The sequence below is a fragment of the Leclercia sp. UBA2479 genome (genome assembly GCF_002341985.1).
GTDB lineage: Bacteria > Pseudomonadota > Gammaproteobacteria > Enterobacterales > Enterobacteriaceae > Enterobacter > Enterobacter pneumoniae.
Genome location: NZ_DDPB01000009.1, coordinates 525,081 through 549,294, shown reverse-complemented (window position 1 = coordinate 549,294; position 24,214 = coordinate 525,081). Strand labels below are relative to the sequence as shown.

The following is a 24,214-nucleotide window of genomic DNA, read 5'->3' as shown; positions in this document are numbered from 1 at the left end:
CTCTTCCTTAATATGCACGCAGCGTTTTAAACACCGAAGCCAGTTTGCTGGCATCTTTAATGCCTGGCTGCGATTCGACGCCTGAATTGAAATCGAGTCCTGCACAGCCCGCTTTAGCGGCCTCTACACAGTTATCCGGACCTAAACCGCCCGCGAGAAGAACATTGTCGAGCTTCTCGCCGGTTAGCAGTGACCAGTCGAAACGTTGCCCGGTACCGCCCTGGCCGTTATCCAGCACATATTTAGTCACGTGTTGCAGGTTACGTACGGGCAGAACATCACTCACGCTCAGCGCTTTCCAGATGTCGACCTGTTCGGGCAGCGATTCACGCAGCGCGTCTATATAGGCTTGATCTTCACTGCCGTGCAGTTGAACGGCGGTCAGGTTCAGCACTCTGGCTGTTGCGGCAACGTCGGCAATAGCGGCATCGCGGAATACGCCAACATAGCGCAGCGGCGCGGCGGCCATAACGTCACGGGCGCGCGCGATATCTACCGCCCGCGGGGAGGAGGCGACGAAAATGAGCCCGCCATAGATCGCGCCAGCAGCATGCGCCGCAGCGGCATCTTCCGGGCGCGTCAGTCCGCAAACCTTATTCTCACCTAACAGCACCCGGCGCACGGCGGCGCTCAGGTCGGCCTGCTCCATCATGGCGGAGCCAATCAGAAAACCGTTGGCAAAGTGGCTCAGCTCACGCACCTGGGCATAGGTATTGATCCCCGATTCGCTGATGACCGTTACCCCGGCACCCAGGCGCGGCGCGAGCTGGCGAGTACGGTTGAGGTCGATGGAGAGATCGCGCAGATCGCGATTATTAATCCCCACCACTTTGGCCTCCAGCGCAATGGCGCGCTCCAGCTCCTCTTCATTACTCACTTCCGTCAGCACGCCCATGTTAAGGCTGTGGGCGACGGCCGCCAGTTGACGATACTGCTCGTCATCCAGCACCGAGAGCATCAACAGGCAGGCGTCGGCCTGATAGAAACGCGCCAGCCAGATTTGATAAGGATCGATGATAAAGTCTTTGCACAAAATCGGCTGCGGCGCGATACCGCTAACGACGGGCAGAAAATCAAAGCTGCCCTGGAAATACTTCTCATCCGTCAGAACAGAAATCGCCGACGCATGGTGTTTATAAATTCCGGCGATGGTGGCCGGGTCGAAGTCGTCGCGGATCACCCCTTTGGACGGAGAGGCTTTTTTGCACTCCAGGATAAATGCCGTCCGTGCGCCCTGCAGGGCTTCGTAGAATCGACGGCTGCTGGGGACCACCTCGTTCTGAAAGCTGGCGAGCGGCTGCTGCGCCTTACGGGCTTCTACCCAGATAGCCTTATCGGCAACGATTTTCGCTAAAACGGTCTGCATGAATTACCCTCTTGCCGCAAGTGCGGTCACACGGTCGTATGCTGCGCCAGAGCGCAACACGTCGATAACTTTTTGCGCATTCGCCTTAAGATCCTCTTCGCCGTGCAGACGCATCAGCATGGCGACATTGGCGGCGACGGCAGCCTCATGAGCGGCTTCACCTTTACCTTGTAACAGGCGGGTGAGAATGTCACGGTTTTCTTCCGGGGTACCGCCTGCCAGCGCCTCCTGATGGTAAGGCGTTAAGCCAAAATCGCTCGCCTCAAGCTGATAGCTCTTAATTTCGCCATCATTCAGTTCTGCCACCAGGGTAGGGGCATGCAGTGACACTTCGTCCATGCCGCCGCTGTGAACCACGGCTGCACGCTGATATCCCAGCATGCGCAGTGTTTCAGCTATGGGCAGTACCAGTTCAGGGCTGTAAACACCAATCAGCGCCAGCGGAGGGTGTGCCGGGTTAATCAGCGGCCCCAGCACGTTAAACAGGGTACGGGTCTTCAGCTGCTGACGCACCGGCATAGCATGGCGGAAACCGGTGTGGTACTTCGGCGCGAACAGGAAGCAGACCCCCAGTTCGTCCAGCGCAGCGCGAGACTTTTCAGCATTCATGTCGAGGTTAATGCCAAATGCGGCCAGCAGATCGGATGAACCGGAACGGCTGGAGACGCTACGGTTGCCGTGTTTAGCCACCTTGATACCACAGGCGGCAGCCACAAAGGCGCTGGCGGTGGAGATATTGATGCTGTTACTGCCGTCGCCGCCGGTACCCACGATATCGGCAAAGCGATAATCCGGACGCGGGAACGGCGCAGCGTTTTCCAGCAGGGCGGTTGCTGCGCCAGCGATCTCCTGCGGGCTTTCACCACGGACTTTCATGCTCACCAGGGCGGCTGCCAGCTGCTCGGGTTTCAGCTCACCGCGTACCACGGCGGAGAACAGCTGGTGGCTCTCTTGCTGGCTCAGGGTCTGCGCCTGGTACAGTTTTTCCAGAACAGGTTGCAGGGTATTCGTCTGCTCCAGTTTTTGCAGCGCCCAGTTCAGCGTCTGCTCCAGCAGCCGAGCCCCCTGTGAGGTCAGAATGGATTCCGGGTGAAACTGCAGGCCGCAGACGCGGTCGGCGTCATGACGAACAGCCATCACCATTCCCTCGAAATGGGCGTTGATGGTCAGCCCCGCCGGAATGTTGCTGCCCACCAGCGAGTGGTAACGCGCGACCGGCAGCGGGTTCATCAGCCCGGCAAACATCGCCTGGCCGTCGTGTTCAATACTGGATGCCTTGCCGTGCAGAATTTCGCCCGCCTGGCCGACGTAGCCGCCGTAGGCTTCCACAATCGCCTGATGGCCGAGGCAGATACCGATAATCGGTAGTTTACCGCGCATACGGGTCAGCAGTTCTGGCATACAGCCTGCTTCGCTTGGCGCACCCGGGCCCGGAGAGAGCATCAGCACCGGGTTCTGCATGGTGGCCAGGCGCTCAATTAAGGTCTGAGCCGGGACGTGATTACGGTAGATCACCACATTGTGGCCGTTGGCACGCAGCTGATCCGCCAGGTTGTAAGTAAAGGAGTCGATATTATCGAGCAGCAGAATGTCAGCCATCAGAAAATCTCCTGTGCGTGATGTGCGGTGGCAATCGCGCGCAGTACGGCGCGGGCTTTATTGCGGGTTTCGTCGGCTTCAGACTGCGGTACGGAATCAAGAACGATGCCAGCGCCAGCCTGAACGGTAGCGATACCATCTTCAACGTAAGCGGAGCGGATGACGATGCAGGTATCCAGATCGCCATGGGCCGTGAAGTAACCTACCGCGCCGCCATAGCTACCGCGGCGTCGTCCCTCTGCCTGAGCGATAAGCTGCATGGCGCGGACTTTTGGCGCGCCGCTCAGGGTGCCCATGTTCATGCAGGCCCGATAGGCGTGCAGCACGTCCAGATCGCTCCGCAACTCGCCGACCACGCGGGAGACCAGGTGCATCACGAAAGAGTAACGGTCGACCTTGGTCAAATCCGCAACGTAGCGACTGCCCGGCGTGCAGATACGCGCCAGGTCGTTACGCGCCAGATCGACCAGCATCAAATGTTCAGACATCTCTTTTTGATCGGTACGCATCTCCAGCTCAATACGGCTGTCCAGGTCGCGATCAAGCGTGCCGTCCGCACGACGACCCCGCGGACGAGTCCCGGCGATTGGATAGATTTCAATCTGACGGCTGGTGGCGTCATATTTCAGGGAGCTTTCCGGCGAGGCGCCGAACAACGTAAAGTCGTTGTCCTGCATGAAGAACATGTACGGGCTTGGGTTGCTCTTCTTCAGCACATCATAGGCTGCCAGCGGAGAAGGGCACGGCAGCGAGAAGCGACGGGATGGCACCACCTGGAAAATTTCGCCTGCGCGGATCGCTTTCTGCATCTGGCGTACGACCACGCCAAATTCGTCGTCGGTCTGGCTGTATTCGCAGCGCATCTGCTCAACGCGTTGCACCGGCAGAGAAGCAGGCTCTTCCGTCATCAGCTGCTGTAGCTGGGCGATACGCTGCTCGAGGCGCTCTTTTTCAGCCGTCAGGGGAGTAAAAAGGCTGGCCTGGATACGGGTGCTTTTCTTCTGGTGGTCGATCACCAGTAAGGTTTCTGCGAGGTAGAAGCAGTAATCCGGGCAGCGATTTCCCTGTTCAACGTCAGGCAGATTTTCAAAACCGGCGACCAGGTCATAGGCAAACAGCCCGCCAAAGAACATCGCTTCACGCTCGTCTTCCGGCACATTGACCAGGTTTTGCAACATGCGGAAGGCATCAAAGACCGATAATGAGCAGAGGCGGGCATCTTCATCCAGCAGTTGGCTTACCGGCGGGAAGTGCAGAACGCGGGCGTCCGGGCGTTGTTCATTTTCAATGCCAGCGGGCAGGACGCTATCCAGTAAAGGTAACAATGCCGCGCCGTTAGCCGATAACGCCTGGATAGTGACAACGTCACCCATGGCGGTGATCCGCAAAGCGCTGTCTACCAGCAGCAAACTCTTTAGATCATCTTTGCTGTCGATATCGGCGGATTCCAGCAGCAGGGTGGCCGCGCGGGCGCCGCAGAGCTGATGAAACAGAGCCGTTGGGTTATGGCGATAGGCTGCGTCCCGGGTAAGCAGTTCGAGGGTTGGTTTGGCTGTTTGCATTAGTGTGTTCTCATATTCTGTTCAATAAAAAGCCCGCTCTGTGGCGGGCCTGGTATCTGTATGCGCGACGCAAACGTCTGACACTGCCCGTAAATTCAGGAAGTGCGCCACCAACCATGCTGAGAGAAAGAGAGGGTCATTTGCAGATACCTTAAAAAGTGAACTTGCGTACTAGTTAACTAGTTCGATGGTTGAATGTCAACCCCCGATTTCAGTTATTCACGGCATACCGTTATCATAGTGAGCGCAAAGAGATGAAAATAGTGACGGGAGCCGCTTTGAGCGACACGAATTACGCAGTGATCTACGATTTACATAGCCACACAAAGGCCTCAGACGGCCTGCTTACGCCCGAAGAGTTAGTTCATCGCGCCCATGAGATGCGCGTGGGCACCCTGGCAATAACCGATCACGATACCACCGAGGCGATCCCGGCAGCACGGGCGGAAATTACCCGCAGCCAACTGCCGTTAACCTTAATCTCAGGCGTGGAGATCTCCACTCTCTGGGAAAATCATGAGATTCACATTGTTGGTCTGAATATCGACATTGAGAACCCGCTGATGTGCGAATTTCTGGACGAGCAAAAAAACCGCCGTAACCAGCGGGCTGCGTTGATTGCCGAACGCCTGGAAAAAGCACATATCCCAGGCGCCCTGGAAGGGGCGCTTCGGCTGGCGGGAGGCGGGGCAGTAACCCGGGGGCACTTCGCCCGTTTTCTGGTGGAAGCGGGGAAGGCCAATAACATCGCTGATGTTTTCAAAAAATACCTGGCGCGGGGGAAAACCGGATACGTTCCTCCTCAGTGGTGTACAATAGAACAAGCTATTGATGTCATTCATCATTCTGGCGGTAAGGCGGTACTGGCCCATCCGGCACGGTATAACCTCTCCGCCAAGTGGCTGAAAAGGCTGCTGGCCTGGTTCGCGGAACAGGGCGGCGATGCGATGGAAGTCGCACAGTGCCAGCAAGCCCCCAATGAGCGTACACAACTTGCAACTTATGCCCAACAGTTCGGTTTACTGGCCTCGCAAGGCTCCGATTTTCATCAGCCTTGTCCGTGGATAGAGCTGGGCCGCAAGCTGTGGTTACCCGCGGGCGTCGAGCCGGTGTGGCAGCTCTGGGAACAGCCTGAGCCAAATAAAGAGAGGGAAGTATGAGTCAATTTTTCTATATCCATCCGGATAACCCGCAGGCGCGGTTGATTAACCAGGCGGTGGAGATTGTGCGTAAGGGCGGCGTTATCGTCTATCCCACGGACTCCGGTTACGCGCTGGGCTGCAAGATCGAAGACAAAGGGGCGATGGAGCGTATTTGCCGCATTCGCCAACTGCCGGACGGGCACAATTTTACCCTGATGTGTCGCGATCTCTCGGAGCTCTCCACCTACTCCTATGTGGACAACGTGGCGTTTCGCCTGATTAAAAATAACACCCCGGGCAACTACACCTTTATCCTGAAAGGGACTAAAGAGGTACCCCGTCGTCTTCTGCAAGAGAAGCGTAAAACAATCGGTATGCGTGTGCCGTCGAACCCCATTGCACAGGCGTTGCTTGAAACACTGGGCGAGCCGATGCTCTCGACATCCCTGATGCTACCGGGCAGCGAATTTACCGAGTCAGACCCGGAAGAGATCAAAGACCGTCTGGAGAAAGTGGTGGATTTGATTATTCACGGCGGTTACCTGGGTCAACAGCCGACAACGGTGATCGATTTAACCGACGAAGGGCCAACTGTTATCCGTGAAGGTGTGGGTGACGTTAAGCCTTTCTTGTAAGGATGTAAGCCGCTATACTACGCGGCCATCATTATTGCGGTGTTATCCCGCTATAATGAATCCTGTTCGACGCCTGTGAAGGCGACACCTGAAGGAAGCTCAATGAGCGAGAAATTACAGAAAGTGCTGGCGCGTGCTGGCCACGGTTCACGCCGTGAAATCGAAACCATTATTGAAGCAGGTCGCGTCAGTGTAGACGGCAAAATCGCTACGCTGGGCGATCGCGTTGAGATCGTACCGGGACTGAAGATCCGTATCGACGGACATCTGATCTCGGTAAAAGAGTCGGCGGAGCAGATCTGCCGCGTGCTGGCTTACTATAAGCCAGAAGGCGAACTCTGTACTCGTAACGATCCTGAAGGGCGTCCTACCGTCTTCGATCGCCTGCCGAAATTGCGCGGTGCGCGCTGGATTGCCGTGGGCCGTCTGGACGTTAACACCTGCGGGCTGCTGCTGTTCACTACCGATGGTGAACTGGCCAACCGTCTGATGCACCCGAGTCGTGAAGTTGAGCGTGAATACGCGGTGCGCGTGTTTGGTGAAGTCGACGACAATAAAGTGCGCGACCTGTCGCGCGGTGTGCAGCTTGAAGATGGTCCGGCAGCATTCAAAACCATCAAATTCACCGGCGGTGAAGGCATCAACCAGTGGTACAACGTGACCCTGACCGAAGGCCGTAACCGTGAAGTGCGCCGTCTGTGGGAAGCCGTGGGCGTGCAGGTCAGCCGCCTGATTCGCGTGCGCTACGGCGACATCCTCCTGCCAAAAGGTTTGCCACGCGGTGGTTACACCGAGCTGGATTTAACCCAGACAAACTACCTGCGCGAGCTGGTTGGGCTGACGCCGGAAACCACCTCCAAGGTGGCGGTTGAGAAAGATCGCCGTCGCATGAAGGCGAACCAGATCCGCCGTGCGGTGAAGCGCCACAGCCAGGTGAGCACCGGTCGCCGCTCAGGCAGCCGTAACAACAACGGTTAAAAACGACAAACCCGGCATTGCCGGGTTTTTTCTTAATAGTCGATACCGATTTGCGCTTTCACCCCCGCATCAAACGCATGTTTGACCGGACGTAGCTCACTAACGGTATCCGCTATCTCCAGAATATCTCTGTGACAACCACGCCCGGTCACGATCACCGTCTGATGAGCTGGCCGGTTTTGCAGCGCGGTGATGACCCTTTCAAGCGGCAGATAGTCGTAGGCCACCATATAGGTAATCTCATCTAGCAGCACCATGTTCAGGGTGGGATCAGCCAGCATCCGCTCGGCATGCTGCCAGACCGCCAGGCAGGCGGCGGTGTCAGTCTCCCGGTTTTGCGTGTCCCAGGTAAACCCGGTTGCCATCACCTGAAACTCTACCCCATGCGGTTCCAACAGATTACGCTCGCCGTTTGGCCATTCGCCTTTAATAAACTGGATTACGCCGACCTTTTGACCGTGACCGACCGCGCGAGTGGCGGTGCCAAACGCGGCGGTAGTTTTACCCTTACCATTGCCCGTAAAGACAATAATAATTCCACGCTCGTCCTGAGCGGCGGCAACGCGGGCGTCGACCTGTTCTTTTAACCGCTGCTGGCGCTGCTGATGACGATCATCACTCATTGGGAAATCCCTGGTTTACGGCCCGGTTGGGCATCAAAAGTCATACCGGTTTTCCGGCGGCTATCATCGCCCATCAGCCATAAATAGAGCGGCATAATGTCGGCAGGTGTTTTGAGTTTGTCCGGATCTTCCGTCGGGAATGCGCTGGCACGCATTTTGGTACGCGTACCTCCTGGGTTAATACAGTTCACGCGCAGATGACGGCTCTGATATTCTTCTGCCAGAACCTGCATCATCCCCTCAGTAGCGAATTTCGAGACGGCATAAGCGCCCCAGTTGGCACGCCCCTGACGGCCAACGCTGGAAGAGGTAAAGACCAGCGAGCCAGAGTCTGACTTCAGTAATAAAGGAAGCAATGCCTGAGTCAGGAAAAAAGTACCGTTGACGTTGACCTGCATCACTTGCTCCCACAACACCGGATCCTGTTCATCCATCGGGCGCACTTCCCCCAGTAAACCGGCGTTATGCAGCACCCCGTCGAGGCGAGGGTAGTGGGCGGCAATGCGCTGCGCCAGGGCCTGACAGCTCTCAGGGGTGCAGGTCAGGAGATCCAGTGTATACCAGCGCACCGGATGCGGGCTCACCTGGGCGACATCGTCGGCCGCAGCGCGTAATTTCTCTTCGTTACGGCCCAGCAGGATCACGCTGGCGCCGTGGCGGGCATAGGTCAAGGCTGCTTCAAGGCCAATGCCGTCGCTGGCGCCGGTGACCAAAATAATACGGTTTTGCAGTAGATCTTTTTTCGGTTGATAGTGCACGGTAACTCCTCTGGCACGCATGTTTTCTGCGTCTGCTCTCTACGCTTTTCGGGTTTATGCCCGAAAGCGCGCGTGATTTCAATCAGTCTACCGGAGACTTGGTAGTGAAATTAACAATTTGCAAACATTTCGCGGCGGTTTAACCATTCCGGAAGCGCGATCGCAAGGGTAACTTCACAAGCGAGACGCCCGGCCATGGCTGTTGTACACTGGGTGCGAAAACAAGTGGTTAAATCAAGGTGGACGCGTGGAATTACTCTCTGAATATGGTTTATTTCTGGCGAAAATCGCAACGGTGGTAATTGCCATTGCGATAATCGCAGTTCTCATTGTTAACCTGACGCAGCGCAAGCGTCAGCGCGGCGAGTTACGTATTACCCGTTTGAGCGAGCAGTACAGTGAAATGCAGGAAGATATGTCGGTCTCCCTGCTCGACAAACATCAGCAAAAGCTGTGGCATAAAGCCCAGAAGAAGAAACACAAGCAGGAAGCCAAAGCCGCTAAAGCGAAGGCTAAACAGGAACAGCGAGACGAGCCGACAAAACCGCGCGTCTATGTGCTGGATTTTAAAGGGAGTATGGATGCGCATGAAGTGACTTCCCTGCGTGAAGAGGTAACCGCTGTTATTGCCGTTGCCAAACCGCAAGATAAAGTGGTGGTACGACTCGAAAGCCCTGGTGGAGTGGTGCACGGTTATGGCCTGGCAGCCTCGCAGCTGCAGCGCTTACGTGACAAGCAGATCCCTCTGACGATCGCGGTCGACAAAGTCGCGGCAAGCGGCGGCTACATGATGGCCTGCGTGGCGGACAAAATTGTCGCGGCGCCATTCTCGATTATCGGGTCGATTGGCGTGGTAGCGCAGATCCCTAACTTCAACCGTTTTCTGAAAAGCAAAGATATTGATATCGAGTTGCACACGGCGGGGCAGTACAAACGTACCCTGACGCTGTTAGGTGAAAACACCGAAGAGGGACGGCAGAAGTTTCGCGAAGATCTTAATGAAACCCATCATCTGTTTAAAGATTTCGTTAAGCAGATGCGTCCATCACTGGATATTGATCAGGTTGCAACCGGTGAGCACTGGTACGGTGTCCAGGCGCAGGAGAAAGGGCTGGTTGACGAAGTGGGGACTAGCGACGATCTGCTGCTGGGCCTGATGGAAAACCATGAACTGGTAGGGGTACGGTTTGTCCAGCGTAAACGCCTGACTGACCGATTCACCAACAGCGCGGCTGAGAGCGCCGATCGCCTTCTGCTACGCTGGCTTCAGCGCGGTCAAAAACCGCTGCTGTAACTAAAACGCGAGGCCCAGGCCTCGCGTTTTTTTAATCAACAAGGTGATACTTTTCCGAGAGCGTATGCGCCAGGTATTTAAACATATTAAACACCGCGGTGCTTTTAGGGGTTGGAAGCCCTTGCTCATCAAGGAAATACTCACCGCTGAACACCAGCACGCCGTTGCGCTGCTCGACGCCCGTGGCTTCAATGCCAGCCAGGGTGTCTTCATGTTCACGAATCAGTTTATTTGCTTCTGCGAGCAACGTGGCTCGATCAACAGGTTGGGTCGTTTGCTGCATAATCCACTCCTTAAACAGTGACAATAGTCTACGCCGCAGCGATGAAGTGGGCAAATTTTCCCTGTTTTAGCAGTGGGTTTATCCTGCTGACCCTGCTGGCGAGATTTGCTTTTGCATGCTAATAAAGTTGCGTAACGAATTATATCAGGTAGAGTGTGCGCTTTCGTCATTCTGGCAATAGATTTGCTTGACATTCGACCTAAACTTCGTCGTGCAGTCACGTTGATGCGAGAAAAAGCCCGTTAACTCAACCGCCTGCAGAAAGACGCGTTGTCGTCCCGAAACCGCAGGGGGTTGATATCCACCGGGGATGTCGCAATATAAATGGCTCGTCGCCAGTGGAAGGTGAAATTACGTGCGACGTATTCCTGGAAGAAACAAATTAGGTAAAGGTGATTATGGGTAAAGCTCTCGTTATCGTTGAGTCCCCGGCAAAAGCCAAAACGATCAATAAGTATCTGGGTAGTGACTACGTGGTTAAGTCCAGCGTCGGTCATATCCGCGATTTGCCGACCAGTGGCTCAGCCAGTAAAAAGAGCGCAGACTCTACCTCCACCAAAGGGGCTAAAAAGCCTAAAAAGGATGAACGTAGTGCGCTCGTCAACCGCATGGGGATCGATCCCTGGCATGACTGGCAGGCACAATATGAAGTGCTGCCAGGAAAAGAGAAAGTTGTCAACGAGCTGAAACAGCTGGCTGAAAAAGCAGACCACATCTATCTCGCAACCGACCTTGACCGCGAAGGGGAGGCCATTGCATGGCACCTGCGGGAGATCATCGGTGGCGACGAGACACGCTATAGCCGTGTCGTATTTAACGAAATTACCAAGAATGCGATTCGTCAGGCGTTTGAAAAGCCGGGCGAACTGAATATCGATCGTGTAAATGCGCAACAGGCCCGTCGTTTTATGGACCGCGTTGTGGGTTACATGGTCTCTCCGCTGCTGTGGAAAAAAATTGCCCGTGGGCTGTCCGCCGGACGTGTTCAGTCAGTAGCGGTACGCCTGGTCGTAGAGCGCGAGCGTGAGATTAAAGCATTCGTCCCGGAAGAGTTCTGGGATATCAATGCCAACGTTACTACCCCGGCTGGCGATGAACTGCCGCTGGAAGTCACGCATCAGAACGACAAGCCGTTTCGTCCGGAAAACCGCGACCAGACCATGGCTGCCGTGGCGCTGCTGGAAAAAGCACGTTACGACGTGGTGGAGCGTGAAGATAAACCGACCTCCAGCAAGCCTGGCGCACCATTTATCACCTCCACCCTGCAGCAGGCGGCAAGTACCCGTCTGGGCTTCGGCGTGAAGAAAACCATGATGATGGCGCAGCGTCTGTATGAGGCAGGCTACATCACCTATATGCGTACTGACTCGACGAACCTCAGTCAGGATGCTGTGAGCATGGTGCGGGATTACATCAGCGATAACTTCGGTAAGAAATATCTGCCGGAGAGTGCGAACCAGTATGCGAGCAAAGAAAACTCTCAGGAAGCGCACGAAGCGATTCGTCCTTCTGATGTAGCCGTCTCCGCTGAATCGCTGAAAGATATGGAAGCGGACGCGCAGAAACTTTATCAACTGATCTGGCGTCAGTTTGTTGCCTGCCAGATGAACCCGGCCCAGTACGACTCCACAACCTTGACCGTTGCTGCGGGTGATTTCCGTCTGAAAGCGCGTGGTCGCATTCTGCGCTTCGACGGCTGGACTAAAGTGATGCCTGCGCTGCGTAAAGGTGATGAAGACCGCACCCTGCCGGCAGTGAATAAGGGCGACACACTCTCGCTGGTTGAATTAACCCCGGCTCAGCACTTTACTAAGCCGCCGGCACGTTTTAGCGAAGCGTCACTGGTTAAAGAGTTAGAAAAACGCGGTATTGGTCGTCCGTCGACTTACGCGTCAATCATCTCCACCATCCAGGACCGCGGCTATGTACGCGTTGAGAGTCGTCGTTTCTACGCCGAGAAGATGGGAGAAATTGTCACCGACCGTCTGGAAGACAACTTCCGCGAGCTGATGAACTACGACTTTACCGCCCAGATGGAGGATCGTCTCGATCAGGTGGCGAACCATCAGGCGGAATGGAAGAAGGTGCTTGATAGCTTCTTCAGCGACTTCACCCTTCAGCTGGATAAAGCGGAAAAGGCGCCGGAAGAGGGCGGCATGCAGCCGAACCAGATGGTGCTGACCAGCATCGATTGCCCGACCTGTGGCCGCAAAATGGGTATCCGTACTGCGACCACCGGTGTCTTCCTGGGCTGCTCCGGTTACGCGCTGACGCCGAAAGAGCGTTGCAAAACCACCATTAACCTGGTGCCAGAGAACGAAGTTCTTAACGTGCTGGAAGGTGATGACGCAGAGACCAACGCGTTGCGCGCCAAACGTCGTTGCCAGAAATGTGGCACGGCGATGGACAGCTACCTGATCGATCCGAAACGCAAATTGCACGTTTGTGGTAATAACCCAACCTGCGATGGATACGAGATCGAAGAGGGCGAGTTCCGCATCAAAGGCTATGACGGCCCGATTGTAGAGTGCGAAAAATGTGGTTCTGAAATGCACCTGAAAATGGGGCGTTTTGGCAAATACATGGCTTGTACAAACGACGAGTGTAAAAATACGCGTAAGATTCTGCGTAACGGTGAAGTGGCGCCGCCGAAAGAAGATCCGGTTCCGCTGCCTGAACTGCCATGCGAGAAATCGGACGCTTACTTCGTACTGCGCGACGGTGCTGCAGGGGTCTTCCTGGCGGCTAACACCTTCCCGAAATCTCGCGAAACCCGCGCGCCATTAGTGGAAGAGCTGTACCGCTTCCGCGACCGCTTGCCGGAAAAACTGCGTTATCTGGCTGATGCGCCGCAGCAGGATCCAGAAGGGAACAAGACCGTGGTCCGCTTTAGCCGTAAAACGAAACAGCAGTATGTTGCAGCGGAAAAAGAGGGCAAAGCCACTGGCTGGTCTGCATTCTTCGTTGACGGTAAATGGGTCGAAGGTAAGAAATAACCTTTATATACCGTAACTTACCTGTAAAAGGGCCGGATCTCCGGCCCTTTTTTATTACATTCTTATTATTTTTAGTTCCGTACTATACAGTGATGATATAAATGATATAGTGGTTATAGTTAATCCCTTTCTTATTATCAAATCGTCTTAAGCGATTGCCCGTGTGCGTTAAATCGGATGGTCTGGCATGAAACTACAGCAGCTTCGCTATATTGTTGAGGTCGTTAATCACAACCTCAATGTCTCTTCGACCGCAGAAGGTCTTTATACCTCCCAGCCCGGTATCAGCAAGCAGGTGCGTATGCTTGAAGATGAGCTGGGCATCCAAATCTTTGCCCGTAGCGGTAAACACCTGACGCAGGTCACTCCCGCCGGGCAGGAAATTATTCGTATTGCGCGCGAAGTGCTATCCAAAGTGGATGCCATCAAATCCGTGGCGGGCGAACACACCTGGCCTGATAAAGGTTCGCTCTATATTGCGACGACCCACACCCAGGCGCGTTATGCGCTGCCAGGCGTTATTAAGGGTTTCATTGAGCGTTATCCGCGCGTATCACTGCATATGCACCAGGGTTCGCCCACGCAAATTGCCGAGGCGGTATCGAAAGGCAATGCTGACTTTGCGATTGCCACGGAGGCCCTGCACCTGTACGACGATCTGGTCATGCTGCCTTGCTATCACTGGAACCGCTCTATCGTAGTGACCCCGGATCACCCCTTAGCGGCGAAGAGCTCCGTCTCTATTGAGGAACTGGCCCAGTACCCGCTGGTGACCTACACCTTTGGCTTTACCGGGCGCTCAGAGCTGGATACCGCATTTAATCGTGCCGGGCTGACGCCGCGTATCGTCTTTACCGCTACTGATGCCGACGTCATTAAAACCTACGTTCGTCTGGGGCTTGGGGTAGGGGTGATTGCCAGTATGGCGGTCGATCCCGTCTCCGATCCGGATTTAGTCCGTCTGGATGCGCAGGGCGTATTTAGCCACAGTACGACCAAAATCGGTTTCCGTCGTAGCACCTTCTTGCGCAGTTACATGTATGATTTCATTCAACGTTTCGCGCCTCATTTGACGCGCGATGTGGTGGATACCGCCGTCGCGTTACGCTCGAATGAAGATATCGAAGCGATGTTTAAAGATATTAAACTTCCGGAAAAATAATCACATCCGGTATCTTTCCCCTGCGGAAAGATACCGTCTTTAATGGCTTAACCTAAATTAGAATTATCATCATCTTCGTTTAACCCGCCCAATTTCTCCCTTCGCCAGACTAAACTGTCGCAAATTTGCGACAAAAGTAGAAAATATTATCCCGCTTCGCAAATTCATCGTTTCAATTATTTATTTCCGGTCAAAAGATTAACTATTTAATGGCTTAGGATTCGTAAATTCACTGGATTTTCGTCTAAAGTTCTTTTAGGATTTATCTCAACCATGATTACTTATGCCGATTGTTTGGTATCGAAATGATAAGCGAAATCGATTGCAAGAGGATAGCAATGCCATCAGGAAGTGAAGAACCGCAAAGGGACCCGCAGCTCAAGCGTAAAGCCTGGCTGGCCGTATTCCTTGGCTCAGCACTGTTTTGGGTGGTTGTTGCGCTCCTCGTCTGGCACTTTTGGGGTTAACTATGGCTGTTCAGGAGCGGTTTGAAATCATCAAGCTAATGTGTCAGCACCGTGACACAGCGCGCGACACGCGTAAACCTGACAAGGCTAACGTGCCGGCTTCCTGGAAGCTGTCGCCGCAGCAGAAAGCTTTTATTGACGCGTTCGCAGAAGACGAACCGAAAAAACAATAATTTAGTTTTTGCCGCTCCGCGTAATTGTCCAATTACTCGCCGCGCTTTTGTACTCATTAATAAATACACATCAGCAATATTACTGAGTAAAACCTCAACCCTTACGAATAAATATATGACTGGTGTCGCAATGATGAATAATATGCGCAGTATCAAATACTGGTCCTGGATGGGCGCGTTTTCACTGTCGATCCTTTTCTGGTGCCAGCTAATCTGGATGACAATCAACTGATTGCTTAAAAACCCCGCCTGTGTGCGGGGTTTTTTATGCGTCTTTATTCAGATTTATCCCGCTAATTTATCAATTTGGGTTGTTATCAAAACGTTACGTTCTCTTTGTGTTATCTTTAATTACAGCCCTGATAACTGTCAGGACATCGCAATCCCTGTAATTAAGGAGGAGCTTATGTCGTTAACCCTACGCGAAGCCAGTAAGGACACATTGCAGGCTGAGAATAAAACTTACCATTACTACAGTCTGCCGCTGGCTGCCAGGGAACTTGGGGATATTGCGCGTCTACCCAAGTCGTTAAAAGTGTTGCTGGAAAACCTGCTGCGCTGGCAGGACGAAACTTCCGTCACGCTTGAAGATATTCGCGCGCTCGCCGGCTGGTTGAAAACCGCCCATGCTGACCGGGAGATCGCCTACCGCCCCGCCAGGGTTTTAATGCAGGACTTTACGGGCGTGCCTGCCGTTGTTGACCTGGCCGCCATGCGTGAAGCCGTTAAACGGCTGGGCGGTGATACCGCAAAAGTGAATCCTCTCTCCCCCGTTGACCTTGTTATCGACCACTCCGTTACCGTTGACCACTTTGGTGACGACGATGCCTTTGAAGAGAACGTGCGTCTGGAAATGGAGCGCAACCACGAGCGCTACGTCTTCCTGAAGTGGGGACAACAGGCATTTAGCCGCTTCAGTGTCGTACCGCCCGGAACGGGGATTTGCCATCAGGTGAACCTTGAATATCTGGGCAGAGCGGTCTGGAGCGAACTTCAGGATAAAGAGTGGGTGGCCTATCCGGACACGCTGGTTGGCACGGATTCGCATACCACTATGATCAACGGCCTTGGGGTACTGGGGTGGGGCGTCGGCGGTATCGAAGCCGAAGCGGCGATGCTTGGTCAACCGGTATCAATGCTTATTCCTGATGTGGTCGGTTTCAAACTGACCGGCAAACTCAGTGAGGGCATCACCGCCACTGACCTCGTATTGACCGTCACCCAGATGCTTCGTAAGCACGGGGTAGTGGGCAAATTCGTCGAATTTTATGGGGACGGACTGGATTCTCTTCCGCTGGCGGACCGCGCCACCATCGCCAATATGGCGCCAGAATATGGCGCAACCTGCGGCTTCTTCCCTATCGATGGCGTCACCCTCGACTATATGCGTCTGAGTGGCCGCAGCGAGGAGCAGGTGGCACTGGTAGAAGCCTATGCTAAGGCGCAAGGTATGTGGCGTAATGCGGGAGATGAGCCCGTCTTCACCAGTACGCTGGCGCTGGACATGGGCAGCGTAGAGGCGAGCCTGGCCGGACCAAAACGCCCTCAGGATCGTGTTGCCCTGGGGGATGTACCGAAAGCCTTTGCCGCCAGCACCGAGCTTGAGGTCAATACGGCGCAGAAAGATCGCCGTCCCGTCGATTATTCCATGAACGGCCACGCCTACCAGCTGCCGGACGGCGCGGTGGCTATCGCGGCGATCACCTCCTGTACTAATACCTCCAACCCCAGCGTGCTAATGGCCGCCGGGCTGCTGGCGAAAAAAGCCGTCACGCTGGGCCTGAAGCGTCAGCCGTGGGTCAAAGCCTCGCTGGCACCGGGTTCGAAAGTGGTATCAGATTACCTGGCGCAGGCCCGACTTACCCCATACCTCGATGAGCTGGGCTTTAACCTGGTGGGATACGGTTGTACGACCTGTATCGGCAACTCGGGGCCGCTGCCGGAGCCTATCGAACAGGCGATTAAGCAGGGTGACCTCACCGTCGGTGCGGTGCTGTCGGGCAACCGTAACTTTGAAGGTCGTATTCATCCCCTGATAAAAACGAACTGGCTGGCTTCGCCGCCGCTGGTGGTGGCTTACGCGCTGGCGGGGAACATGAATATCAACCTGGCAACCGATCCGCTGGGGCATGACCGCAAAGGCGACCCGGTCTACCTGAAAGATATCTGGCCATCGGCGCAGGAGATATCTCGCGCGGTTGAGCAGGTCTCAACCGATATGTTCCGCAAAGAGTATGCCGAAGTCTTTGAAGGCACACCTGAGTGGAAAAATATCGAAGTGGCACGCTCAGATACTTATAGCTGGCAGAGCGACTCAACCTATATTCGTCTCTCCCCATTCTTTGACGATATGGGTACCGAGCCAAAACCGCTGGAGGATATCCACGGGGCACGGATCCTGGCAATGCTGGGGGACTCGGTGACCACGGACCATATCTCCCCGGCGGGCAGTATTAAGGCCGACAGCCCGGCAGGACGTTATCTGCAAAGCCGCGGTGTAGAGCGTCGTGATTTTAACTCCTACGGTTCGCGCAGGGGTAACCACGAAGTGATGATGCGCGGTACCTTTGCCAATATTCGCATTCGTAATGAGATGGTTCCGGGCGTAGAGGGGGGCATGACCCGTCACCTGCCGGGCAGCGAGGTGGTGTCGATCTACGATGCGGCCATGGCCTATCAGCAGGAAGGCACGCCGCTGGCGGTTATCGCCGGGAAAGAGTATGGCTCTGGCTCCAGCCGTGACTGGGCGGCGAAAGGGCCACGTCTGTTAGGCGTGCGGGTGGTGATTGCCGAGTCGTTCGAGCGTATCCACCGTTCAAACCTGATTGGGATGGGCATCTTGCCGCTGGAGTTCCCGCAGGGCGAATCACGGAAAACGCTGGGGCTGACGGGTGAGGAGAAGATCGATATTCGCGATCTTCAAAATCTGAAACCGGGGGCGACCGTGCCAGTTACGCTGACGCGTGCCGATGGCAAAACGGAAGTGCTGGAATGCCGCTGCCGTATTGATACCGCAACCGAGTTAACCTACTACCAGAACGACGGCATCCTGCATTACGTCATTCGAAACATGCTTAACTAACGCAAAAAAATGCCCGGCAGCGATGGCCGGGCATTCATTTTTATCGCGTTTATTCGCCGAGGAGATGGCCCATCTTGGCGGCTTTCGTATCCAGGTAATGGGCGTTTTTCGGGTTACGTCCGACGATCAGCGGTACGCGCTCCACGATATTGATGCCCGCTTCGCTCAGAATTTCGACCTTACGTGGGTTGTTGGTCAACAGACGCACTTCGTCTACGCCCAGCAGCTTAAACATATCCGCGCACAGCGTGAAATCACGCTCATCGGCCGCGAAGCCCAGTTGATGGTTCGCTTCGACGGTATCGTAACCCTGATCCTGCAGTGCATAGGCCCGTATTTTATTCAGCAGGCCAATGTTACGTCCTTCCTGGCGGTGATACATCAGTATACCGCGCCCCTCTTCAGCAATATGCGAGAGGGCAGCTTCGAGCTGGAACCCGCAGTCACAACGCAGGCTAAACAACGCGTCGCCCGTCAGACATTCAGAGTGCACGCGTGCCAGTACCGGCGTCTGACCGGAAATGTCTCCGTAGACTAACGCAACATGATCCTGCCCGGTTGCCAGTTCTTCGAAACCCACCATCAGGAAATCGCCCCAGGGGGTAGGCAGTTTGGCTTCTGCCACACGTTTAAGCTGCATGTGATTCTCCAGAAATGTGCCTGTTCGGCTCTCTTTATCTGCTTATTTTGCCACAAGCTGCGCAGGTTCACCTAATCCACGCCCGCTATACGAACGTTAAACGCACAATCCGACATTTTTACCTGTCGATGAATTTTCGGTTATGATTGTTGGGCTTACCGATAAAAGGAGTCGACATGCTTTCAATTGCCCGCCGTACGGCGGTAGGAGCAGGGATATTGCTCATTATGCCCGCCGCCGTCTGGATCTCCGGCTGGCAGTGGCAGCCAGGAGGCAGCAGCGCCTGGTTGAAAACCCTGTTCTGGGTAACCGAAACCGTCACCCAACCCTGGGGCATTATTACCCATACGCTACTCTGTCTCTGGTTCTTATGGTGTCTGCGCTTTCGTCTACGTGCCGCCATCATGCTGTTTGCCATTCTCGGGGGATCGATTGCCGTGGGGCAGGGGGTGAAATCCTGGGTTAAAGAACGCGCGCAAGAACCGCGTCCTTATGTTGTCTGGCTCGAAAAAGAGCACCAGGTGCCGGTAAACGACTTCTACAATTTAAAGCGTAAGGCGCGCGGTGAACTGGTGAAAGAGCAGTTGGCCGAGCAGACGGATATTCCGAAATTCTTACGCAAGCACTGGCAAAAAGAGACGGGTTTTGCCTTTCCTTCGGGCCACACCATGTTTGCCGCCAGTTGGGCGTTGCTGGGCGTTGGGCTGTTATGGCCACGCCGGCGCACCCTCACCATCGTCGTTCTGCTGGCATGGGCCACGGGGGTGATGGGCAGTCGTCTGCTCCTGGGAATGCACTGGCCGGTCGATCTGATCGTCGCTACGCTTATATCATGGCTGCTGGTGACGCTTGCCACCTGGATTGCTGAGCGAGTCTGTGGACCGCTGATGCCGCCGAAAGAAGAAGAGCGAGAAATCGCCACCCGGGACGCGGAAAGCTGACCGCGGTTGAAAATCGCGATTTAACCCGCAGATCCTAATCTGGCGCGCGACTTTTTCCGTTTCGCGCCAGCCCTTAAAATGATAGGTTATAAGGCTGATTGCGGTATGTTGAACACACTTTATTCGCTCGAACCACATAACGGGAAGTAATGTGAAATATTTACTCATTTTCTTACTGGTATTGGCGATTTTTGTCATTTCCGTCACATTAGGTGCGCAAAACGATCAACAGGTAACTTTCAATTATCTGCTGGCGCAGGGCGAGTATCGAATTTCAAGTCTGCTGGCGGTGCTTTTTGCAGCAGGCTTTGCGATCGGCTGGCTAATTTGCGGGCTATTCTGGCTTAAAGTACGCGTCTCGTTGGCCCGTGCTGAACGAAAAATTAAACGTCTTGAATATCAGATCGCGCCCACGGCCGACGTTCCGGTAACTTCAGGTGTGCCGGTCGCGAAGGAATAATCGAAGATGCTGGAGTTGTTGTTTCTGCTTTTGCCTGTCGCCGCAGCCTATGGCTGGTATATGGGCCGCAGAAGTGCGCAACAGACAAAACAGGATGAAGCCAATCGCCTGTCACGTGACTATGTGGCAGGGGTTAACTTCCTGCTGAGCAATCAACAGGATAAAGCGGTAGACCTGTTCCTTGAGATGTTGAAAGAAGATACCGGCACCGTTGAGGCTCACCTCACCCTCGGTAACCTCTTCCGCTCCCGCGGAGAAGTTGACCGTGCAATTCGTATTCACCAGACCTTAATGGAGAGCGCGTCGTTAACCTACGACCAGCGCCTGCTTGCCGTTCAACAGCTTGGTCGTGACTACATGGCCGCCGGGCTTTATGACCGCGCGGAAGATATGTTCAACCAACTGGTGGACGAAACCGATTTCCGTATCAGCGCCCTGCAGCAGTTATTGCAAATTTACCAGGCCACCAGTGACTGGCAAAAAGCGATTGAGGTGGCTGAGCGGCTGGTGAAATTGGGTAAAGATAAACAGCGCGGCGAAATTGCTCATTTCTACTGCGAGCTTGCGCTGCAGCAGATGGGCAGCGAGGACATGGATCGCGCTATTGCGTTGCTGAAAAAAGGCGCCGCGGCGGATCGTAATAGCGCGCGTATCTCCATCATGCTCGGCCGGGTGTTTATGGCCAAAGGCGAATATAACAAAGCCGTGGAGAGCTTGCTGCGCGTCATTGATCAAGATAAAGAGTTGGTTAGCGAAACCTTAGAGATGCTGCAAACCTGCTATCAGCAGTTGGGCAAACCCGAGGAGTGGGTCGCTTTCCTGCGCCGCTGCGTGGAAGAGAACACCGGGGCCAGCGCCGAGCTGATGCTGGCAGATGTCATCGAACAGCATGAAGGTAGCGACACTGCGCAGCTCTATATAAACCGTCAGCTACAGCGCCATCCAACCATGCGCGTATTTCATAAACTGATGGATTATCACCTTCATGATGCCGAAGAGGGGCGCGCCAAAGAGAGTCTGATGGTGTTGCGCGACATGGTGGGTGAACAGGTACGCAGCAAGCCGCGTTTTCGCTGTCAGAAGTGTGGTTTTACGGCCTATACCCTTTACTGGCACTGTCCGTCGTGCCGGGCATGGAATACCATTAAGCCGATTCGCGGGCTGGATGGACAGTAATTTTTAAAAAACCTCACTTTAGTTACAACATACTATTGACGATTCATCTGCCGCCCTTTGACTCCGTGCGGCCTGTGGCCTGACAGGATTTAAATGGTTTCTGTTAATTTTTAGCACTCACAGGTAGAATGCTCGCCGTTTATCTATCCCGCGCCGGTGCGGCGCCCATCGACGAGAAGGCCAGGTCATGACGTCTTTAGCTTCATCATCTTCCCGCGTAGTTACATCCTCTCCTGTTGTTGTCGCCCTTGATTACAACAATCGTGATAACGCTTTGGCTTTTGTTGATCGCATCGACCCACGCGACTGCCGTCTGAAAGTGGGTAAAGAGATGTTTACGCTGTTCGGGCCGCAAATCGTCCGTGACCTGCAGCAGCGCGGGTTTGAAATCTTCCTCGACCTTAAATTTCACGACATTCCTAACACCACCGCGCATGCCGTAGCGGCAGCTGCAGATCTGGGTGTATGGATGGTGAACGTTCATGCCTCCGGCGGTGCAAGAATGATGACAGCAGCGCGCGAAGCGCTGATACCGTTTGGCAACGATGCCCCGCTCTTGATTGCGGTTACCGTGCTCACCAGCATGGAAGCCAGCGACTTGCTCGAGCTGGGCATTACGCTCACGCCAGCGGAGCACGCAGAACGTCTGGCACGCCTGACCCAAAACTGTGGCCTCGATGGCGTGGTCTGTTCCGCTCAGGAAGCTGTTCGCTTTAAGAGCGAGCTGGGTCAGTCCTTCAAGCTGGTGACGCCAGGGATTCGTCCGGTTGGCAGCGATGCGGGCGATCAGCGTCGTATCATGACGCCGCAAGAGGCGCAGACTGCCGGCGTAGACTATATGGTTATTGGGCGTCCGGTGACCCAGTCTGCCGATCCGGCGCAAACCCTGCGTGCCATCAACGCATCACTGAATAAGGGGGCGTAATGCGCGATACAAACAGTCGTCTGGTCTACTCAACTGAAACCGGGCGTATCGATGAACCCAAATCTTGCCCAGAACGACCGAAAGGGGACGGTATTGTGCGTATTCAGCGCCAGACCAGCGGGCGGAAAGGGAAGGGCGTATGTCTGGTTACCGGTATTGATGCTGACGATGCTACGCTGGTGCAGATAGCCGCGGAATTAAAAAAGAAATGCGGCTGTGGCGGCGCAGTAAAAGATGGCGTAATAGAAATCCAGGGGGATAAACGCGATCTTATTAAATCGCTGCTGGAAGCCAAAGGGATGAAAGTCAAACTGGCAGGCGGTTAAAAAAGGCAAAAAATAAGCCACGGCATTGGCCGTGGCATTAAATTCAATAGCGTGAAGCCGACTAACTTAATTAATCTACCTGGTGGCCGATAATACCGCCCACTGCTGCACCACCTAAGGTACCCAGCGTGCTGCCATCGGTCAGGACTGAACCACCGATAGCACCAGCACCCGCGCCGATAGCGGTGTTACGATCGCGTTTGGACCAGTTGGAACATGCGCTCAAAGACATTGCCAGAGTCACTGCCACCACGGCAGCAGTTAATTTCTTGCTGGTAAGTAAAGACATAATACGTTCTCCTGAATTATTGATTCATGGAACACATAATCAATCTAAGTATAGCTTATTTACATACTCAGTTGCCGTTATCCATGAAACCTTGTCGCGCAGGCGTTACAAAATCACGCAGGTGATAGTTACTTCCTGTTATATCGCTAACATTAATTTTACGACTTAATCATTCAGCAGACAGGTAAATAGTCTTAAAGAAATGGTCGGAATAGTCTCATACAACGCGAGGGGATAATTCGCCCGAATAATCGGGCGAAGAGGAGGGGGTCATTCAGGTTTTTTTACGATATCGACGATGAGTCCGTCACGTTCTAATTGCTGCTGATGCTCCGCTTTGAGGCCGTTATCCGTAATGACCCGGCTGAAGCGCGAGATGGGGCCCATCATATAAGGGTGAACAGCACCAAACTTGGTGCTATCGGTCAGTACCACAGCTTCGCCGCCTTTCTCCAGCACCGCGTTGACGACATCGGAACGCATCATGTCACGCCCGGTAAAGCCGGTCTCAGGCTGCCAGCCATCGATGCCGATAAAGGCTTTACTGAAATGCACCTGCTGAACATATTGCCGCGTCAGCGGGCCAACCATGCTTTCGCTCTTCTTCTGATAGATACCGCCCAGCAGGATCACTTCGCAGCGCGTCTCCTTAAGCAGATGGGCGATATAGCTGCTGACGGTGACGATAGTCACCTCTTTCTGCTCTGCCAGCGTCCGGGCGAGCAGGGCATTGCTACTGCCATTCTCAATGAAGACCGTTTCGCCGTTGTTCACCAGTGAGGCGGCAAACTCCGCCAGTTCACGCTTCAGGGCATAGTTATTCATCATCCGCGTTTCAACATCTTCACTGTCGAGCGGAACCGCGTAGCCGTGCGCGCGACGCAGATAACTCATTTTTTCAAGCAGGTTGAGATCCTGGCGGATGGTCACTTCCGACACGCCGGTTGTTTTCGCCAGCTCGACGACGCTGACGCGCCCTCTGTCGATCACCATCTGCAGAATTTGTTGTTGTCGGGAATTCATAGCATCCATATCAAAACGGTAAGCACCGTTGGTTAATGGTTAAAACAGAGATAACTCACTACGGAGCACGCATGAGGTAGTGAATACCTCACACCTCCCATGGCGCTTTCGGCTGAGGGGCATCGGAAGCGGGTTCGCTCCCCGCCTGGGTCAGTAATTCGCTTTTTAAAATCTCGAGATTACGAATAGCAGAGTGATAATCGCCTGCGACCAGGATATCCAGCACGGTATCAATACGTTGAGCCACTTTCAGTGCATTGATATCAGACATAATCTCATCCTTAAATGAAAAGTGAATAAATTCAATGATGCAG

At 54.3% G+C, this 24,214-nt stretch carries 25 protein-coding genes and 1 other annotated feature; of the genes, 15 read left to right on the top strand and 10 right to left on the bottom strand.

Features of this window, described 5'->3' with window-relative positions:
• Positions 1-7 precede the first annotated feature (7 nt).
• Genes trpCF through B3B59_RS12280 form a run of 3 tightly spaced genes read right to left on the bottom strand, consistent with a single transcriptional unit; the run spans position 8 to position 4,527 of the window.
• On the bottom strand, positions 8-1,366 hold the full coding sequence (gene trpCF / locus B3B59_RS12290) for a bifunctional indole-3-glycerol-phosphate synthase TrpC/phosphoribosylanthranilate isomerase TrpF (RefSeq protein ID WP_286809129.1): 1,359 nt from the start codon (positions 1,364-1,366) through the stop codon (positions 8-10).
• 3 nt (positions 1,367-1,369) lie between these two features.
• On the bottom strand, positions 1,370-2,965 hold the full coding sequence (gene trpD / locus B3B59_RS12285; RefSeq protein ID WP_040075349.1) for a bifunctional anthranilate synthase glutamate amidotransferase component TrpG/anthranilate phosphoribosyltransferase TrpD: 1,596 nt from the start codon (positions 2,963-2,965) through the stop codon (positions 1,370-1,372).
• Complete coding sequence (locus tag B3B59_RS12280; protein ID WP_286809128.1) at positions 2,965-4,527, bottom strand: anthranilate synthase component 1; 1,563 nt, start codon at positions 4,525-4,527, stop codon at positions 2,965-2,967. Before B3B59_RS12280 ends, trpD begins: the two co-directional genes overlap by 1 nt.
• Positions 4,528-4,550: 23 nt before the next feature.
• Positions 4,551-4,646: a sequence feature (Trp leader region), on the bottom strand.
• Positions 4,647-4,805: 159 nt separating this feature from the next.
• Between B3B59_RS12280 and rnm the strand changes: the two genes are divergently transcribed.
• The 3 genes from rnm to rluB all read left to right on the top strand — a co-directional run bounded on the left by rnm (position 4,806) and on the right by rluB (position 7,282).
• Positions 4,806-5,687, top strand: coding sequence for an RNase RNM (gene rnm / locus B3B59_RS12275; protein WP_286809127.1), 882 nt, complete (start codon positions 4,806-4,808; stop codon positions 5,685-5,687).
• Positions 5,684-6,304 carry an L-threonylcarbamoyladenylate synthase gene (locus B3B59_RS12270; protein ID WP_040075354.1) on the top strand — a complete coding sequence of 207 codons (621 nt, stop codon included), beginning with the start codon at positions 5,684-5,686 and terminating at the stop codon, positions 6,302-6,304. The genes rnm and B3B59_RS12270 overlap by 4 nt, the downstream gene beginning before the upstream one ends.
• A gap of 102 nt (positions 6,305-6,406) precedes the next feature.
• The gene (rluB, locus tag B3B59_RS12265; protein WP_040075355.1) at positions 6,407-7,282 is read left to right on the top strand and encodes a 23S rRNA pseudouridine(2605) synthase RluB; all 876 of its coding nucleotides are present in this window, start codon (positions 6,407-6,409) and stop codon (positions 7,280-7,282) included.
• A gap of 32 nt (positions 7,283-7,314) precedes the next feature.
• Here rluB and cobO read toward each other — a convergent pair whose 3' ends face one another.
• Together cobO and B3B59_RS12255 are read right to left on the bottom strand one after the other, a co-directional pair.
• The gene (gene cobO, locus B3B59_RS12260) at positions 7,315-7,905 is read right to left on the bottom strand and encodes a cob(I)yrinic acid a,c-diamide adenosyltransferase (RefSeq protein ID WP_286809126.1); all 591 of its coding nucleotides are present in this window, start codon (positions 7,903-7,905) and stop codon (positions 7,315-7,317) included.
• Positions 7,902-8,663, bottom strand: a complete 762-nt coding sequence (locus B3B59_RS12255) for a YciK family oxidoreductase (protein WP_040075357.1) — start codon at positions 8,661-8,663, stop codon at positions 7,902-7,904. The genes cobO and B3B59_RS12255 overlap by 4 nt, the downstream gene beginning before the upstream one ends.
• Before the next feature lie 247 nt (positions 8,664-8,910).
• Here B3B59_RS12255 and sohB point away from each other — a divergent pair, with 247 nt between their 5' ends.
• On the top strand, positions 8,911-9,957 hold the full coding sequence (sohB, locus tag B3B59_RS12250; protein WP_286809125.1) for a protease SohB: 1,047 nt from the start codon (positions 8,911-8,913) through the stop codon (positions 9,955-9,957).
• A gap of 31 nt (positions 9,958-9,988) precedes the next feature.
• Here the strand turns inward: sohB and B3B59_RS12245 are convergent, their stop codons facing one another.
• Positions 9,989-10,240, bottom strand: coding sequence for a YciN family protein (locus B3B59_RS12245; RefSeq protein WP_040075359.1), 252 nt, complete (start codon positions 10,238-10,240; stop codon positions 9,989-9,991).
• A 398-nt stretch (positions 10,241-10,638) separates the two neighbouring features.
• Here B3B59_RS12245 and topA point away from each other — a divergent pair, with 398 nt between their 5' ends.
• From topA to acnA, 6 genes are all read left to right on the top strand, one after another.
• On the top strand, positions 10,639-13,236 hold the full coding sequence (topA, locus tag B3B59_RS12240; RefSeq protein ID WP_286809123.1) for a type I DNA topoisomerase: 2,598 nt from the start codon (positions 10,639-10,641) through the stop codon (positions 13,234-13,236).
• A gap of 187 nt (positions 13,237-13,423) precedes the next feature.
• Entirely contained in the window at positions 13,424-14,398 is a 975-nt protein-coding gene (cysB, locus tag B3B59_RS12235; RefSeq protein ID WP_040075362.1) for an HTH-type transcriptional regulator CysB, read from the top strand.
• 305 nt (positions 14,399-14,703) lie between these two features.
• The gene (locus B3B59_RS12230; protein WP_080346611.1) at positions 14,704-14,865 is read left to right on the top strand and encodes a YmiA family putative membrane protein; all 162 of its coding nucleotides are present in this window, start codon (positions 14,704-14,706) and stop codon (positions 14,863-14,865) included.
• 2 nt (positions 14,866-14,867) lie between these two features.
• Positions 14,868-15,038: a hypothetical protein gene (locus B3B59_RS12225; RefSeq protein ID WP_286809121.1), complete on the top strand. Its 171-nt coding sequence runs from the start codon at positions 14,868-14,870 to the stop codon at positions 15,036-15,038.
• 133 nt (positions 15,039-15,171) lie between these two features.
• Positions 15,172-15,270 (top strand): small membrane protein YmiC, encoded by a 99-nt coding sequence (ymiC, locus tag B3B59_RS12220; protein WP_327061775.1) that lies wholly within the window; start codon positions 15,172-15,174, stop codon positions 15,268-15,270.
• A gap of 174 nt (positions 15,271-15,444) precedes the next feature.
• Positions 15,445-18,120, top strand: coding sequence for an aconitate hydratase AcnA (gene acnA, locus B3B59_RS12215; protein WP_207291847.1), 2,676 nt, complete (start codon positions 15,445-15,447; stop codon positions 18,118-18,120).
• A 49-nt stretch (positions 18,121-18,169) separates the two neighbouring features.
• Here acnA and ribA read toward each other — a convergent pair whose 3' ends face one another.
• Positions 18,170-18,760, bottom strand: coding sequence for a GTP cyclohydrolase II (gene ribA, locus B3B59_RS12210; protein WP_040075365.1), 591 nt, complete (start codon positions 18,758-18,760; stop codon positions 18,170-18,172).
• 176 nt (positions 18,761-18,936) lie between these two features.
• On the opposite strand from ribA, the gene pgpB reads away from it, so the two are divergent.
• The 5 genes from pgpB to yciH all read left to right on the top strand — a co-directional run bounded on the left by pgpB (position 18,937) and on the right by yciH (position 22,588).
• Entirely contained in the window at positions 18,937-19,701 is a 765-nt protein-coding gene (pgpB, locus tag B3B59_RS12205) for a phosphatidylglycerophosphatase B (RefSeq protein ID WP_286809120.1), read from the top strand.
• Positions 19,702-19,852: 151 nt separating this feature from the next.
• Positions 19,853-20,161, top strand: a complete 309-nt coding sequence (locus B3B59_RS12200; protein ID WP_040075368.1) for a LapA family protein — start codon at positions 19,853-19,855, stop codon at positions 20,159-20,161.
• Positions 20,162-20,167: 6 nt separating this feature from the next.
• Positions 20,168-21,337, top strand: coding sequence for a lipopolysaccharide assembly protein LapB (gene lapB / locus B3B59_RS12195; RefSeq protein ID WP_040075369.1), 1,170 nt, complete (start codon positions 20,168-20,170; stop codon positions 21,335-21,337).
• A gap of 187 nt (positions 21,338-21,524) precedes the next feature.
• Positions 21,525-22,262: an orotidine-5'-phosphate decarboxylase gene (gene pyrF / locus B3B59_RS12190; RefSeq protein WP_286809119.1), complete on the top strand. Its 738-nt coding sequence runs from the start codon at positions 21,525-21,527 to the stop codon at positions 22,260-22,262.
• Positions 22,262-22,588, top strand: coding sequence for a stress response translation initiation inhibitor YciH (yciH, locus tag B3B59_RS12185; protein WP_286809117.1), 327 nt, complete (start codon positions 22,262-22,264; stop codon positions 22,586-22,588). Before pyrF ends, yciH begins: the two co-directional genes overlap by 1 nt.
• Positions 22,589-22,658: 70 nt before the next feature.
• On the opposite strand, the gene osmB is transcribed toward yciH, so the two are convergent.
• The 3 genes from osmB to B3B59_RS12170 form a co-directional block, all read right to left on the bottom strand.
• A complete protein-coding gene (osmB, locus tag B3B59_RS12180) occupies positions 22,659-22,877 on the bottom strand; it encodes an osmotically-inducible lipoprotein OsmB (protein ID WP_040075373.1) in 219 nt (72 codons plus the stop codon).
• A gap of 270 nt (positions 22,878-23,147) precedes the next feature.
• Positions 23,148-23,900, bottom strand: a complete 753-nt coding sequence (locus tag B3B59_RS12175; RefSeq protein WP_212475757.1) for a DNA-binding transcriptional regulator YciT — start codon at positions 23,898-23,900, stop codon at positions 23,148-23,150.
• Between the two features lie 88 nt (positions 23,901-23,988).
• A complete protein-coding gene (locus B3B59_RS12170; protein ID WP_040075375.1) occupies positions 23,989-24,171 on the bottom strand; it encodes a hypothetical protein in 183 nt (60 codons plus the stop codon).
• Between the last annotated feature and the right edge of the window lie 43 nt (positions 24,172-24,214).

What these genes read in the sequence shown, in the direction of transcription:
- trpCF (WP_286809129.1), bottom strand. Translation starts at nt 1,366, where the DNA reads ATGCAGACCGTTTTAGCGAAAATCGTTGCCGATAAGGCTATCTGGGTA.
- trpD (WP_040075349.1), bottom strand. Translation starts at nt 2,965, where the DNA reads ATGGCTGACATTCTGCTGCTCGATAATATCGACTCCTTTACTTACAAC.
- B3B59_RS12280 (WP_286809128.1), bottom strand. Translation starts at nt 4,527, where the DNA reads ATGCAAACAGCCAAACCAACCCTCGAACTGCTTACCCGGGACGCAGCC.
- B3B59_RS12270 (WP_040075354.1), top strand. Translation starts at nt 5,684, where the DNA reads ATGAGTCAATTTTTCTATATCCATCCGGATAACCCGCAGGCGCGGTTG.
- rluB (WP_040075355.1), top strand. Translation starts at nt 6,407, where the DNA reads ATGAGCGAGAAATTACAGAAAGTGCTGGCGCGTGCTGGCCACGGTTCA.
- cobO (WP_286809126.1), bottom strand. Translation starts at nt 7,905, where the DNA reads ATGAGTGATGATCGTCATCAGCAGCGCCAGCAGCGGTTAAAAGAACAG.
- B3B59_RS12245 (WP_040075359.1), bottom strand. Translation starts at nt 10,240, where the DNA reads ATGCAGCAAACGACCCAACCTGTTGATCGAGCCACGTTGCTCGCAGAA.
- topA (WP_286809123.1), top strand. Translation starts at nt 10,639, where the DNA reads ATGGGTAAAGCTCTCGTTATCGTTGAGTCCCCGGCAAAAGCCAAAACG.
- cysB (WP_040075362.1), top strand. Translation starts at nt 13,424, where the DNA reads ATGAAACTACAGCAGCTTCGCTATATTGTTGAGGTCGTTAATCACAAC.
- B3B59_RS12230 (WP_080346611.1), top strand. Translation starts at nt 14,704, where the DNA reads ATGATAAGCGAAATCGATTGCAAGAGGATAGCAATGCCATCAGGAAGT.
- B3B59_RS12225 (WP_286809121.1), top strand. Translation starts at nt 14,868, where the DNA reads ATGGCTGTTCAGGAGCGGTTTGAAATCATCAAGCTAATGTGTCAGCAC.
- ymiC (WP_327061775.1), top strand. Translation starts at nt 15,172, where the DNA reads ATGAATAATATGCGCAGTATCAAATACTGGTCCTGGATGGGCGCGTTT.
- acnA (WP_207291847.1), top strand. Translation starts at nt 15,445, where the DNA reads ATGTCGTTAACCCTACGCGAAGCCAGTAAGGACACATTGCAGGCTGAG.
- ribA (WP_040075365.1), bottom strand. Translation starts at nt 18,760, where the DNA reads ATGCAGCTTAAACGTGTGGCAGAAGCCAAACTGCCTACCCCCTGGGGC.
- pgpB (WP_286809120.1), top strand. Translation starts at nt 18,937, where the DNA reads ATGCTTTCAATTGCCCGCCGTACGGCGGTAGGAGCAGGGATATTGCTC.
- lapB (WP_040075369.1), top strand. Translation starts at nt 20,168, where the DNA reads ATGCTGGAGTTGTTGTTTCTGCTTTTGCCTGTCGCCGCAGCCTATGGC.
- pyrF (WP_286809119.1), top strand. Translation starts at nt 21,525, where the DNA reads ATGACGTCTTTAGCTTCATCATCTTCCCGCGTAGTTACATCCTCTCCT.
- yciH (WP_286809117.1), top strand. Translation starts at nt 22,262, where the DNA reads ATGCGCGATACAAACAGTCGTCTGGTCTACTCAACTGAAACCGGGCGT.
- osmB (WP_040075373.1), bottom strand. Translation starts at nt 22,877, where the DNA reads ATGTCTTTACTTACCAGCAAGAAATTAACTGCTGCCGTGGTGGCAGTG.
- B3B59_RS12175 (WP_212475757.1), bottom strand. Translation starts at nt 23,900, where the DNA reads ATGAATTCCCGACAACAACAAATTCTGCAGATGGTGATCGACAGAGGG.
- B3B59_RS12170 (WP_040075375.1), bottom strand. Translation starts at nt 24,171, where the DNA reads ATGTCTGATATCAATGCACTGAAAGTGGCTCAACGTATTGATACCGTG.